Raw genomic sequence first — 13,386 nt, forward strand, 5'->3', positions numbered from 1 at the left:
CAATGATCAGCAGTTCACGACTCGTCGTTCGCGGATCATGGCCTGCCTCCGCGGCGGCCGCCATGCTGCTGCTTGCGTGCTGCGGTCGTGACGCGGCGCCCCCGCCGCCCGCGCCGTTGACGGTGGAGCAGGCCCGTCTCGCTCACCCTGAGGCGGCGCTTCTGCGATTCTCCATCGATGGCATGACCTGCCAGCAGTGCGTGCGAGCGGTCATCGAGGCGATTCTCCAGACGGACGGGGTGATCGCGTGCGATGTGTCGCTTGAGGATGGAACGGCCGTGGTCGTGTCACGGGACGCGAAGGTCGGCGACAGGATCACCGCTGCGCTGGTCGCCCTGCAGTACAAGGTCCGGCCTCTGTCCGATCAGCCCTGAGTCGATTCCAGCGTTCGGAGCACGGCGTCCACCACCCGCTTCCGGGCGGCCGCCAAGGGTTCGCGGATTCGCGCCCCGGCGGCGTGAAAGTGCCCGCCGCCACCGAACTGGCCGGCCAGCCGATTGACGTCGATGCCGGGGCGCATGCCGTCGCCCAGATCAACCGGCGCCTTGGACCGCAAACTGACCTTGGTCACGTTCTCCTCCACCGAGGTGACGAGAATCGACACCAGAACGCTTCCGATAGTCATGGGCTCATTGACGATGCCGGTGAGTTCCTCCGGTCCGCCGCCGGTGGTTCTGAAGTCCTCGGGCGTCAGCGTCATCAGCGCCGCCCGACCACCGGCGAGCATTTCGATCGACGCCAAGGCCCGGGCGGTCAGGGCCAGCCGCGTGGGCTGGGCGTTCTCCTCGGAGAGGGCGAAGATGCGATCCTTGTCCGCGCCGGCCTCAAGCAATCTCGAAGCCGCGCGGAACACCGCCGCATCCGCATTCACGAAGCGAAACCAGCCGGTATCGGTGGCAAGGCCGAGAAACACCGCTTCCGCGATGCCGAACGGTCCGCCGCTGATCGGCACCTTCATCCTCTCGACGACTTCCAGAACCAGCTGGGCGGCGGCGGCGTACCGCGTCTCGACGATCCGCGTCTCGGCGATGGGATCGACCTGCGTGTGATGATCGAGCACGATGACCTTGGCCGACCGGGCCGCCAGCCATTCCCCGAGGGGTTCGAGCTGGCTCTTGGCGCCGGTGTCGCAGACCACGATGAGGTCAAAGGCGTCATCCGGGGGCGTCTCCGCCAACTCGATGATTGGATTCGGCCCCAGGAACGCCCGCATCGGCCCTGGGATCGGACCCTTGAGAAAGATCGCCGCGTCCGACCCCGCGGCCCGACAGGCGCGGGCCAGCGCCAGCACGCTGCCGATGGCGTCGCCGTCGGGCTTGGCGTGCGTGGTCAGCATGATCCGCCGCGCCGCCAGCAGTCGCGCCGCCACCTCGGCGGGCGTCGCGTTGGTCACCGGCGGTGAGGCAGACTGGGCGTGCGACGAGTTCATGCGGCGATCGTCTCCAGGTCCACCAGGGTTCGGATGCGCTCCACGTCGCGCTTGATCTGCGATGTCAGCGAGGCCATCGAATCAAAGCGAATCTGATCCCGCACCCACGATTCGACGCGCAGCCGGATCGTCCAGCCATACGAGTCGAGCGGACCGTCATGATCCAGCAGGTGGGCTTCGCACCGGCGCGACTGCCCCGGGAACGTCGGGTTGTCCCCCACGCTGATGGCGGCGGGAGCCAGACGCCCGTCCGGGAGTTCCGCATGACCGGCGTAGATGCCGTCTGCGGGCAGAAGACACCCGTTGGGCGCCAGGTTGGCGGTCGGGAAGCCCAGGTCGCGCCCCCGCTGGGCGCCCCGGATCACGGTGGTCTCGATTTCAAACGGCCTCCCCAGGAGCAGCGCGGCATCCCGCATCCGTCCGCGGGCCACCAGCCACCGGATCAGGGTGCTGGATGCCCGGTGCAGGGAATGGTCCGAAATCGGCGCCTCGACGGGGTCCAGGACGATGGTCTCAAAACCATGTTGATCCCCAAGACGCCTCAGCATGCGGATGTCGCCACGGCGATCACGACCGAACCGGAAATCAGGCCCTTCGACCACGAACCTGGGGCGAAACCTTACGGCGAACTCCGAGACGAACGCCTCGGGTGAAGTCGCCAGCAGGTCGGGCGTGGTCGCCAGGTGGATTACCTCGTCCGCGCCGCTCTCGAGAAGCCAGCGACGCCGCTGACTCAGGGTGGAGAGGGGCGCCGGGGCTGTCTCCGGTTTCAGGATCGCCAGCGGATGAGGGTCGAACACCATGCCGATGACCCGCCCCCCCTCGCCTGCGGCCCGTCGGGCCTGCCGTATGAGGGCACGATGTCCGCAATGAACGCCGTCGAACGTGCCGATAGTCAGGGCGGTGCAGCCGGGCATGAAAGCACGGTAGGGATGTCGATCCCCCTCGGCCAAGCACTTCTCCCGTCTTGATCCCCTTCCGACACCCTCCTATGACCCTGCCTATGACCACCCACGCGCCATCGGCCACCGCAGTCAAGACGGACGATCCCCGGCACCTGATGGACGAGGTGATGGACGGGCTGCGCGAGACGGCCGAGGAGGTCGTTCCGTGGTTCGTCGAGCAGATGCCGGGGGTGTACTTTCTTGACACCGATCATCGCACGCGACTGGCCCACCTGCGGGCGATTCTGGCGGCCCGCGCTTCCGGACAGCCGCCCAAGCTGACGCTCAAGTCGGCGGATGGCCTGCAGTGGACCATGATCCGCCCGATGGATTACCCCGGCGTGCTGGCGGAGCTTGTGCATGAACTGCCGCAGGAGCCGCCTCTTCGCTCGGCCAAGATTCACACCGCCGCCGACGGCAAGCTGGTGCTCAACGTCTTCGAGTTCGGCGAGGCGGCCCAGTTCGACGCCTCGAAACCTGAACAGGCGCGCAAGCTCGAAGAGGTCGTGGCCTACGCCCGTGAGCATGCGCCGGACTGGCCCGAAGCCGAGATTCGCGCCCACGTGGCCCGCTGCGACGCCGAATACGTGCTGACTCTGACCCCGCTGCGGCTGCACAAGCACTGGCAGCTCTTCAAGTCGCTCAGCGGCACCGACGGCTGCGCCGTCGAACTGGAGCGTGAGACGGACCCGGCGTTCAGCCGAATCATCGTGGCGGTGGGCAATTCGCGCACGCGCACGATGATCGAGCGCATCGCCACGCGCCTGAGCCGCTACGCCATCAACATCCACCGCGCTCATCTGGACCTCATCGACGATCCGGGCAACGGCCAGATCGGCATCCTTGGCTTCATCGTGCAGGGACCGGACGGCGGAGCGATTGACCCCGCGGGCGAGCTCTGGCGGAGCGTTCGACGCGACCTGCTGCGCATCAAGTGGATCGATGACGCCGCGCTGACCTTGTCCGACGCCCATGCGGAGCTCGGCATACGCCGCGCCGAGGTCATTCTCGCGCTGTGCAATCTGGTGCATCAGGTGCTGGTGAAGACCAACCCCTACGCCTTCGCCCGCGACCGGCTGTTCCGTCTGGCGGACCGGCACATGACGCTGACGCGGCGCATCGCCGACCTGTTCATGGATCGCTTCAACCCGGAGCGACCGCTGACGGACGCCGAGTACGACGCAAGGGCCAAGGCGCTGCGGAGCGACATCGCCACCGAAATCGACCCCGAAGATGCGCGCACGCTCCTGTCGCGCATGGTGGACGCGGTGGACGCCACCCTGCGCACCAACGTCTATCTGGAGCAGCGATACGCCCTGTCCATGCGGATTGACCCGGCGCTGCTGACGACGCCGGAACGGGAGGAGCCGCCCTACGGGGTGTTCTTCATCCACGGACGCGGCTTCAACGCCTTCCACGTGCGCTTCCGCGACATTGCCCGCGGCGGGGTTCGGGCGGTCAGGCCGGCGGGTCTGGAGCAGCACGCCCGCGAGGCCGAACGGCTGTATGACGAGTGCTACGGTCTGGCCTTCGCCCAGCAGCTCAAGAACAAGGACATTCCCGAGGGCGGCGCCAAGGCCGTCATCCTGGTTGAGCCGGGCAACCCGGTGGCACGCTGCTTCAAGGCCTTCGCCGATTCGCTGCTCGACCTGATCGTGCCGGCGCCCGAGGTGAAGGCCCAGGTCTTCGACCGCTTCGGACGCGAGGAAATTCTCTACCTCGGTCCGGATGAGAACATCACGCCCGACCTGATCGAGTGGATCGTGGACCGCGCCGGTCGGCGCGGCTACGGTCTGCCCAACTCGTTCATGAGCTCCAAGCCGGGGGCGGGCATCAACCACAAGGAATACGGCGTCACCAGCGAAGGCGTCACCGTGTTCCTGGACGTCGCCCTTCGCGCCGTCGGCATCGACCCGAAGCAGCAGCCCTTCACGGTCAAGATCACCGGCGGGCCCGATGGCGACGTGGCCGGCAACGAGATCAAGATCCTGCATCGCGAGTATGGCGAGAACGCCCGCATCGTGGGCATCGCCGACGGCAGCGGCGTGGGCGAGGATCCCGACGGGCTCAATCACGCCGAACTGCTGCGGTTGGTGTCGAAGTCGCTTCCAATCGCCCAGTTCGACCGCTCCAAACTGGGGCCGCGAGGCCGAATCGTGAGCGTGGACGAGCCGGACGGGATCCACCTGCGCAACACGCTGCACAATCGCATCATCGCCGACGCATTCGTCCCGGCGGGCGGTCGTCCTCGCACCATTCACGAGGGCAACTGGCGGCAGTACCTGACGTCCGGCGGCAAGCCGTCCAGCAAGGTGATCGTGGAGGGGGCCAACCTGTTTCTCACGCCCGGCGCTCGACGCGAGTTGTCTGACGCCGGCGCCCTCATCTTCAAGGACTCCTCAGCCAACAAGTGCGGCGTGATCTGCTCCAGTTACGAGATCAGCGCCAGCATGGTGGTCTCCACCCAGGAGTTCCTGGCGATCAAGAAGACCTTCGTCGAGCAGGTGCTGGTCAAGCTGCGCGACCTGGCCCGCAAGGAGGCGGAGCTGCTGATGCGCGAGCACCAACGGCAGCCGCACGTGCCGTTGGCCGAGATGAGCATCCGGCTCAGCCGCGTCATCATCCGGGCCAGCGACGCCATCGAGAACGTTCTGGACGGTCTGCCTCAGCAGGACTGGCTGCTGGTGCGCGGGCTGGCGCTGGAGCACCTTCCAAGGGTGCTGGTGGACCATGTGGGCGAGGCGCTGTGGGAGCGGATGCCCAGGGCGTACCTCAAGGGCATGGTCGCCGCCTCGCTGGCGTCTCGCATCGTCTACAAGGAAGGACTGGACTACCTGGAGTCGATGCCCATGGCCGCGGTCGCGGAGTTCGCCATTCGATACCTGCGGCAGGAACGTCAGACCGCCGTCCTGCGCGACGAGGTGCTGGCGTCGAACCTCCCCCACCGGGCCCGCATCGCCGAACTGCTGGCCCGCGGAGGCACCCGGTCGGCGCTGGGGGATATCGGGCCTGCCGGCGAGATGGGATGACCGTCGCCTCTCGATCAACCGACGGGAATGGCCGATAGTCCTGTTGAACCCGAACGCCCGGCGGTGAGTACCGTTGTGCGCGGGTGGCTCCCGCCTGATCCGGAGAGACGATGGCCGACCTGCTCGGGACATTCCTCATCCTGCTGGCGCCGGCGCTCATGCTGCTGATGCTCCTGCAGCAGATTCGCGGCACGCACCCCCTGATGAGTCTGCGCAACTACGCGATCGTGGGCGCGATCATCTACATCGTCATCAGTCCGGGGCGAGCCCTGATCACGGAGTACTTCGGCAACTACCCGGTGACCAACCCGGTCGCCGCCGGGTTGGAGTACACGGTGCTGCTGCTGATCTTCATGGCGGCGTTCAACCTGTTCTATAACAAGGGCTGGGGCAGCCAAGTGGTGCTGCGGCATGTTCCGGTCCCCACGTACCAGCCCAGCGTGTCGGTGATGATGGTGCTGGCGGTGATCCTGACCATCATGGGCTTCGGCCTGCGCATGACGCTCAAACTGCCCGTCATCGGCACCATTACAGACAAGTGGGGCATGGTGTGTTCGGCCATGGCCTGCGGCATCGTGGGGTGGATCTGGGGTCCCCGCCTGCTCAATCCCGCCATCGCCTGCTTTTCGGCCTTTATTCTCGCCGCCAACGCGGTGAACGCCATTACCGACTACTTCAGCCGTCGTCCCCTGATCGCCGTGGCCGCCGCGCTGCTGTGGGGCATGTACTACGCTTCGTGGCGTTTCATGCCCACGCGCCGGGTGGTGGCGCAGATGGCCGCCATCGCCGTGGTGCCGGTGCTGTTCGTCGCGCTGTACACCGCGGCGCGCAAGGCGCAGGAGTTCGACCGCACCGCCGCTCAGCAGATCGCGGAAATGCGCACGGCCAACGTGTCGGAAGGACTGCTGGCGCTCTTCGAAGGCCAGGCCGTCGGGCCGGTCAGCATGTGGCTCATCGAGTCCTATCCCGAGCGGCTGGAGTATCGCCACCTGCTCGCCCTGCGCTGCCTGGTGGCCATGCCGATTCCGCGACTGTTCTGGGAGGGCAAGCCGGAACCGTTGTCCACCATGATCGCCAAGGACGCCTCGCTTCAGCAGGTCAACCGCAGTCTGGTGAAGATCAGCCCCGGCATCATCGGGCAGTCCGCCGCGGAAGGCGGGCTGTACGCGCTCATCATCTACGCCTTCATTGGCGCGATGCTTCTACGGCTCGGCGACGAGATTGTCTGGCGTCACCCCGAGAAGCCCCTGGCGGTGCTGGCCATCGGATCGACCATGGGCGACGTCATGGGCCTGCCGCGCGGCGAGTCGGTGCTGATGACGTTCAACATGCTGCTCGGGCTCGCGCTGGCCTACCTGACGGCCATGGCGATCGGACGCTTCGTCGGACGGGCTCCGCTGGTCCGCGCCGTCCCGCTGGGGGGGCGGCCGATGGAGCCCGCGCCGGATGCGGCCCTGGTCGATCAGCCCGCCGGATGACCCGCTTCACGCACGCCGATTCGTCCCCCTTGTTCCGCGTGACCCGCACCACCCTCGAGACACGTCGATGCCCAGCGAAGTGAAACGCGGGTTCGTGCGGATCGCCACCAACTACGTGCGACTGTTCGCCTCGGTCGTGCTGGGGCTGTTTCTCGTGCGCCTGCTGCTGCGAAGCGTGGGCGAGGACGGCTTCGGCCTGGTTTCATTGTTCGGCTCCACCGTGGGCCTGGCGGCGATGTTCAAGGAGATCATCCGGGCCAGCATGATCCGCGAACTGGGATCGGCATACCACAGCGGCGACCCCGGTCTGTTCCGCGGCGTCTACAACACCGCCCTGGCCATCACCTGCACCGTCGGCGCCTTCGTGCTGGTGCTGTTCGTGCTGATCTGGATCTTCATCGACCTGTTCGAGATCAACGGCATGGTGAGCGCCGCCCGCGGACTGGTCGCGGCCAGGGCGCTCGAGGTCTTCTGCACCATCGCCTTGGCGCCCACCTTCAACATGTATCTCGTCTCGGAACGGATGACCGAGCACAACCTGTGGCTGCTGATGGAGCAGCGCCTGGCGCAGTTCATCGCCGCCCTCTGGGTGGTATTTCTGGCTTCGCCCGCCAGCGCCTCCGAGGCGCTCATTCTCTTTTCGTGGTCATCCTCCCTGCTGACCGTGGCCGGCCTTCTGATCGCCTGCGGCGTGATGGTGCATCGTGACCGCCGACTGGCGCCGGCGCCCCGGCTGGTCAACCGCGCGGCGCTGCGGTCGATCCTGGGCATCGGCGGCTGGAACATCGCCGTCGTGACCGCCATGAACCTGCACATCCGGGTCAACGCCGTCATCATGAATCTGGCCTTCGGGCTGCTGGCCAACACCATCTTCGGGCTGGCGGTGCAGCTCACCAGTTACACGCGCCGGTTGGCCGTCGGCGTGACCGACGGGCTTGATTCCGTCTCGGCTCGCATGACCTCCGGCCCGGAGAGCGAATCGGGCCGTCTTTCGCGGCTGATACACCATTCCACGCGGCTCAACGGCTTCGTGACGTTTCCCTCCACCGTGGCGGTGGTGCTGCTGGCCGGCCCCATGCTGCAGGTGTGGGTGGGCGATCGGTTGGACAACCCGCTTCAGACCATCCCCCCTGCCGCACAGATGATCGCCATTCTCAGCATCGGCATCGCCGTCCGAAGTGTGGCCGATGGCTGGACGCGCATTCTCTACGGCGCCGGGCACGTTCGTCAGTACGCGCCGTGGGTTCTGGCGGGCGGGCTGGCCAATCCGGTGCTCTGTTTCCTGCTGATCTGGCTGCTGCAGGGCGGGACGGCGGAGTGGAACGCCCCCGCCTGGGCCTTCACGCTCAGCGTGGGCGCCGTGCATGGCGTGATCATTCCGTGGATCGGCGCGCGGCTGGTGTCTCTCCGCGCCCGCGACCTGCTGGCGCCGCTGATCCGCCCGTTGATTGCGTCACTGCTGGCGATTCCCGTCCTGTGGGGCGTGATGGAGTTCATCGAAGCATGGACGCTCTGGACGCTCGGCTTGGCTCTCGGGGTGTACGGCGTAACCTACGCCCTGCTCTCGTGCTTCATCACGCTCACCGCCTCGGATTGGCAACTGCTGAAGCGCCTCGTGCGAGGCGGAGGGCGTGGCGACGGCGCCGGGAGGAGCCGACCGCGCCGCCGCTCCGCCGAGTCGGGCGATGATGTTCGCCCCGGCATTGGATTCGACTGAATGCTGACCCCCCCGGAATCACCGTTCTACGCCCGGCTGCGCACCGTGTCACACCATGTGACGTGGTGGATGGGCCAGCGCTTCACGCGCGCCATTCCGATGGTCTTTGTCCTCGGCTTTCCCAAGAGCGGGACCACGTGGGTCAGTCAGATCACGGCGGACTACCTGCAGCTGCCGTTCCCCAAATTTTCGCTTCTGCCGATCGGTTTTCCCGCGGTGGTTCACGGGCACGAGCGCGTCACCAGGCGATACCCGCGTGGCGTCTACGCCATGCGCGACGGGCGGGATGCGCTGACCTCCATGTTCTTCTACGTGCTTCGACGCATCCCGGAAGGTCAGCGGCGAAAACTGAGCCGGAGACAGCGCCGGATCTTTCCGGGCTTCACCAGCCATGCCGACAAGCAGGGTAACTTCAATCGTTTTGTCGAGGCGCAGATGAAGCGCCCCCACATCGGCATCAACTGGGGCGACCACGTGCTGTCCTACTACGAGGCCGCCAATCCAGGCATGGTGCTGCTGAAATACGAGGACCTGCGACTGGATGGACCTCGCACCTTCGCCAGCGCCATGCGCGATCTGACTGGGCGCGATCCGGACATGGACCGGATACAGGTCACGCTGGATCGATTCTCCTTCGACAAGCAGTCAGGCCGCAAGGCCGGTCAGGAGGACGCCAAGAGCTTCCTGCGCAAGGGGCAGGTTGGCGACTGGCGGAATCACTTCACCGTCGAGGCGGCCGAGATGTTCGCCGAACATTGCGGCGACGCATTGATCCGAGCCGGTTATGAGCCCGACGCGGCCTGGCTTGACCAGTTCCGTCGTGAAAGGCAGGCGGCATCTCCTGCCGCCACGCCGATTTCCGCAGCGCCGTAGCCGCTGGTAATCCACACCGGTTGACTCGGTCAGGGAATCCTTGCCGTCTGGATCAGCCGACGGCGGTGGGATTCTCTGTCTTCGCTGCCCTTCCCCATTTGCCAATGTCACACTTGAAGAGGCCCGACCCCACGTTGCGTCCGGGTCACGTCCGATTGGCACTCAAGGCAGGATGCTGACATGCGTCGAATTACCTCCTCATCCGATCTGTCACGGCCGCGTGGCCACTGGCTTGGCCGAACCATCACGGCAATTGCTGCGGCTCTTACCATCCCGACCCTGGCGATCGACCTGGAGCATGTGAAGGAACCGATCCTCGTCGAGGTCCGTCCGGGTGGCGTCGTCAACGTCGTCTCCATGACCGTGCGCGAGCGGCAGGAACTCGCTGCACACTACGCGGCGGAAGCAGCGCGGGCAGCCGCCGAGCAGCAGGGCCGTCTGATCGCCTTTCAGGTTCGCGGCGGCATGCTGTCCTCGGCCACGCTTTCCGCCGAGCAGCGCCAGCTGCTGAGCGCTCACCTGAATCTTGCCTCGCCCGACGACGTTGCGCGTGAATACGACCGGGCGATGAATCGCCTCCTCCGCGTCCTGATGACCGAGGCGAAGAACCGAGCGACCGGCTCGTCACTGAGCGTGTATGGGCTGCCCATCGAGAGTTCAACGTCCACGCAGGCCAACCAGATCAACAACCGGTTCGAGGATACGCTGGCGCTGCTGGACGTTCTGGTCTCGTCACACTCGCTGATTCTGGGCTCCGGCGTCAATGAACTGCAGGCGGCCAGAAACGCGCTGACCCAGGCCCTTTCACGCTCAGGCGAGCGCCGCGTGATGCTGCGCGTCAACGGCAACTGGCGATCGCTGAAGGCGGTCCCGGGCGGCCACGCGGGTGGCGGAACGGTCGTGACCATGGATCTCAAGGGCGAAACCCTCTCCAGCGGCGGCTCCGGCCAGACAACCGGAGGCGAGCCCGGCGGAGGCGGCGTGGGTGGATCGTCCGGCGGAGCCGGTTCCGGTTCCGGGGGAGTTTCTGGGGGTGGCTCCGGCGGCGGTTCCGGGGGCGGCAATGAAGGCGGCGCCGGACAAGGCGGAGAAGGCGGTCAGACCAACGAGTTTGTCCCCATCAAACGCCGAGGCCTGTTGGTGCCTTGCGCCGGAGCCATGAGTACATCCCTGAACCCCCTGGGGCTCCGGGGCAATCAGTGGCGCTCGCTGGACCACGCACGGCAGTTCTACCGGCAGCATTACCTGCGAGCGGAGCAGATGGGAATCACCCGCGTCGTCTGGCACATGCCTGCGGGATTCCAGGAATCCGGCATGCGAGGGCGATTCGCCGTGCTCAGCGTGATGGGCGAGCGAGCCGACGTCTTCATTCAGGAGACGCGTGCGTTCCTGGACCGGAACCCCGATGCATCCATCGGTGTGTACGTCTCCGCCTACATGCCTCAGCGCATCGATCGATGGCGCGATGAGGACATCCTGCCCTACGAACCCTACGACCACGAGAACTCCGCCCACCGCATGATGGTGGATCAGGTGGCGGCGCCGCTGGTCGAGGCGGGCATTCGTGAAATCTGGCTCGACAACTCCGCGCCCACGGAGTACCGCGAGAACATGCTGGCCTTGGCGAACTACCTGCGCGAGCGCTATGGCGTGTACACGGTGTTCGAGGGTGTTCCCAACACTCGGACGCGAGGAAGCTCCACCCGCTCGCTGGACATGTCGGTGCTGAACAACTTCGCCGCCATGGGCATCCACCGGCTGCTGCTGGTCCGCGACCCCGGCTCACAGTGGGTCATTCCCGCCGACACCGAAGTGATCGCGGTGCTCACGGACCACGACGTGAATCGGGCCGGCGGCTCAACTCCCCCCACCGAGGAGGAGGTGCGGAACTACATCCGCCGGGGATTCACCCTGTTCAGCATGGCCCCTGAGTTTGACGGACACCTGGCGCTCCCATCGCACCTGGAATGACCATTCGACGGTCTGGTCTGAACCCCGCCGCGCGGTCGATGCCCATCGGCCGCGCGGCTTCGTTGAGGACTCCCCCGCTTGCGCGGCCCACGAGACATCAATCAGGGCCGCGGAAGCAGCACCGAACGTCGGTGATGGTCAAACTTGGCATTTTTGCAGGTTTTTGCTTGGACCGCTGACGCCAATCGGTACCATGCCGCACACTGACCACCAGCGCCCGCTCGAACAGGAGGTTCAGCGAGGCGGGTCGGTACGCATCGTCCGGCGTGTGGGGCGCGGGCTTGGCGGATGATCTCGATTGCTGGGGGTGTGATGGAGCGTTTCTGACCTCACCGAACCCCAGCCGACACGTCTGATCAATCAAACGCCGACGCACCGGATGGATGTCTTCCGGCGATGTTCTCGTCGGAATCTGCGCGCACGGACATGACCGCTTGTGATGCGAGTCCTGCGCTGGATTTCACCGGCGTCGTGCATGTTTCCCCGTGCGGGCATGCTCTGCTGATCGCCCTGCCGTCCACGGACTCACCGCGATGGATGCGGCTGAGTTGTTCCCTTCCCCCCTTTCAGGATGTCTCCATGAACTTGAGCATCGTTCACCCCTCGTTCGCCGCACTCCGTCGTCCATGTCGCCGATCGAAGTCCCCGGCCCGTCTGAGATCATTCCTTGCGCTGGTCGCGGCCATTGGAGCGTTGATGACGCTCTCGGCCGCGATCGCTCCCTCGCCTCGAGTCCCGGCGGCCCCGTCCATGGACGGTTTCTCGCCCATTCGCGCACGGGGACTCCTGGTTCCCTGCGCCGGAGCGGCCGGTACGGAAATCAACCCCCTCGGCCTGCGTGATCGGCAGCATCGCTCGCTGGAAGACGCCCGCCGGTTCTACCGCAAGCACTACGACAGGGCCGAAGCGCTGGGGATTCGGCGCGTCATCTGGCACATGCCCAACGGCTTCCAGGAATCGGGCATGCGAGGCCGATTCGCCGTGCTCACCGTCATGGGCGATCGAGGGCAGATCTGGTTGGAGGAGCTCGCCCGGTTTCGACAGCGCCAGCCGGACGCCTCCGTCGGCGTGTACATCTCGGCCTACCTGCCCCGAACCATTGACTCCTGGCGTGAGGAGGACATTCTTCCCGCCGAACCGTTCAATGTGGCCGACGCGCGGCATATCGACATGGTGGATCGCACGGTCCGCCCGCTCATGCAGGCCGGCGTCCGCGAGATCTGGCTGGACAACTCCGCCCCGACCGATCATCGCGCCGCGATGTTGGCGCTGGCCAACCTGATCCGGCTGAAGTACGGCTTGTACGTGGTGTTCGAAGGCGTGCCCAACATCCGCGTCCGCGGCACCACGCAGCGGCAACTGGACTGGTCCGTCCTGACCGACTTTGCCGCCATGGGCACCCATCGCCTGCACCTGCTGCGCGATCCGAACCGGCAGTGGATCATTCCCCAACATGCCGAGGTGATCGCCGTGCTCGCCGACCACGACATCAACCGCTCCGGCGGCGAAACGCCCCCGACCTCCGATGACGTGCGGAGCTACATCGACCGAGGCATGACGCTGTTCAGCATGAAGGAGCTCTACGACCACTTCCTGCTGCTGGAGTAACCTCGCCAGAGGTCGGCGACAGTGCGACAGGTGACCTGGAAACAACAAGCCCCCGCTCCACGGAGCGGGGGCTTGTGCCAGTGGGCCGTACTGGACTTGAACACCCCGCGAAAACCCCGAGGAAAACGCGGGTCCACGAGTCAGGCGGCGCAAATTGCGGCGCACTTTCCGGCGATTCCGGCGCGCCGGCGGGTCCGGTTCCGCCCCCCGATCCCGACCTGGCGGCGGTGGTCGCGGCGTGGCCCGGACTGCCCCCGGCGATCCGGGCGGGCATCGTGGCGATGGTGAAAGCGGGCCGGTGAGGCGGAGAGCCGCCACGACGGGCGTTGTGGTGCCG

The 13,386-nt window shown here is 66.2% G+C and carries 9 protein-coding genes; 7 read left to right on the plus strand and 2 right to left on the minus strand.

Annotation, left to right across the window (positions count from 1 at the left end):
- The first annotated feature begins 2 nt into the window (after positions 1 to 2).
- On the plus strand, positions 3 to 374 hold the full coding sequence (locus HRU76_13875) for a heavy-metal-associated domain-containing protein (GenBank protein QOJ18604.1): 372 nt from the start codon (positions 3 to 5) through the stop codon (positions 372 to 374).
- Here HRU76_13875 and HRU76_13880 read toward each other — a convergent pair.
- Both HRU76_13880 and ribF read right to left on the minus strand, forming a co-directional pair.
- A complete protein-coding gene (locus HRU76_13880) occupies positions 365 to 1,429 on the minus strand; it encodes a DHH family phosphoesterase (protein QOJ18605.1) in 1,065 nt (354 codons plus the stop codon). The two genes, HRU76_13875 and HRU76_13880, sit on opposite strands and share 10 nt — an antisense overlap.
- On the minus strand, positions 1,426 to 2,346 hold the full coding sequence (ribF, locus tag HRU76_13885; protein ID QOJ18606.1) for a riboflavin biosynthesis protein RibF: 921 nt from the start codon (positions 2,344 to 2,346) through the stop codon (positions 1,426 to 1,428). Before ribF ends, HRU76_13880 begins: the two co-directional genes overlap by 4 nt.
- Before the next feature lie 86 nt (positions 2,347 to 2,432).
- Here ribF and HRU76_13890 point away from each other — a divergent pair, with 86 nt between their 5' ends.
- From HRU76_13890 to HRU76_13915, 6 genes are all read left to right on the plus strand, one after another.
- Positions 2,433 to 5,402 (plus strand): NAD-glutamate dehydrogenase, encoded by a 2,970-nt coding sequence (locus tag HRU76_13890; protein QOJ18607.1) that lies wholly within the window; start codon positions 2,433 to 2,435, stop codon positions 5,400 to 5,402.
- A 110-nt stretch (positions 5,403 to 5,512) separates the two neighbouring features.
- Positions 5,513 to 6,880 carry a hypothetical protein gene (locus HRU76_13895; protein ID QOJ18608.1) on the plus strand — a complete coding sequence of 456 codons (1,368 nt, stop codon included), beginning with the start codon at positions 5,513 to 5,515 and terminating at the stop codon, positions 6,878 to 6,880.
- 67 nt (positions 6,881 to 6,947) lie between these two features.
- Positions 6,948 to 8,597, plus strand: a complete 1,650-nt coding sequence (locus tag HRU76_13900; GenBank protein QOJ18609.1) for a hypothetical protein — start codon at positions 6,948 to 6,950, stop codon at positions 8,595 to 8,597.
- A complete protein-coding gene (locus HRU76_13905) occupies positions 8,598 to 9,470 on the plus strand; it encodes a sulfotransferase domain-containing protein (GenBank protein ID QOJ18610.1) in 873 nt (290 codons plus the stop codon).
- A gap of 180 nt (positions 9,471 to 9,650) precedes the next feature.
- On the plus strand, positions 9,651 to 11,441 hold the full coding sequence (locus HRU76_13910; protein QOJ16077.1) for a hypothetical protein: 1,791 nt from the start codon (positions 9,651 to 9,653) through the stop codon (positions 11,439 to 11,441).
- 750 nt (positions 11,442 to 12,191) lie between these two features.
- Positions 12,192 to 13,049, plus strand: coding sequence for a hypothetical protein (locus HRU76_13915; GenBank protein ID QOJ18611.1), 858 nt, complete (start codon positions 12,192 to 12,194; stop codon positions 13,047 to 13,049).
- The last annotated feature ends 337 nt before the right edge of the window (positions 13,050 to 13,386 follow it).

The sequence above is a fragment of the Phycisphaeraceae bacterium genome, assembly GCA_015709595.1.
GTDB lineage: Bacteria > Planctomycetota > Phycisphaerae > Phycisphaerales > SM1A02 > CAADGA01.

Excerpts from the sequence above, each read along its gene's own strand:
- HRU76_13875 (QOJ18604.1), top strand. The coding sequence starts at position 3 with ATGATCAGCAGTTCACGACTCGTCGTTCGCGGATCATGGCCTGCCTCC.
- HRU76_13880 (QOJ18605.1), bottom strand. The coding sequence starts at position 1,429 with ATGAACTCGTCGCACGCCCAGTCTGCCTCACCGCCGGTGACCAACGCG.
- ribF (QOJ18606.1), bottom strand. The coding sequence starts at position 2,346 with ATGCCCGGCTGCACCGCCCTGACTATCGGCACGTTCGACGGCGTTCAT.
- HRU76_13890 (QOJ18607.1), top strand. The coding sequence starts at position 2,433 with ATGACCACCCACGCGCCATCGGCCACCGCAGTCAAGACGGACGATCCC.
- HRU76_13895 (QOJ18608.1), top strand. The coding sequence starts at position 5,513 with ATGGCCGACCTGCTCGGGACATTCCTCATCCTGCTGGCGCCGGCGCTC.
- HRU76_13900 (QOJ18609.1), top strand. The coding sequence starts at position 6,948 with ATGCCCAGCGAAGTGAAACGCGGGTTCGTGCGGATCGCCACCAACTAC.
- HRU76_13905 (QOJ18610.1), top strand. The coding sequence starts at position 8,598 with ATGCTGACCCCCCCGGAATCACCGTTCTACGCCCGGCTGCGCACCGTG.
- HRU76_13910 (QOJ16077.1), top strand. The coding sequence starts at position 9,651 with ATGCGTCGAATTACCTCCTCATCCGATCTGTCACGGCCGCGTGGCCAC.
- HRU76_13915 (QOJ18611.1), top strand. The coding sequence starts at position 12,192 with ATGGACGGTTTCTCGCCCATTCGCGCACGGGGACTCCTGGTTCCCTGC.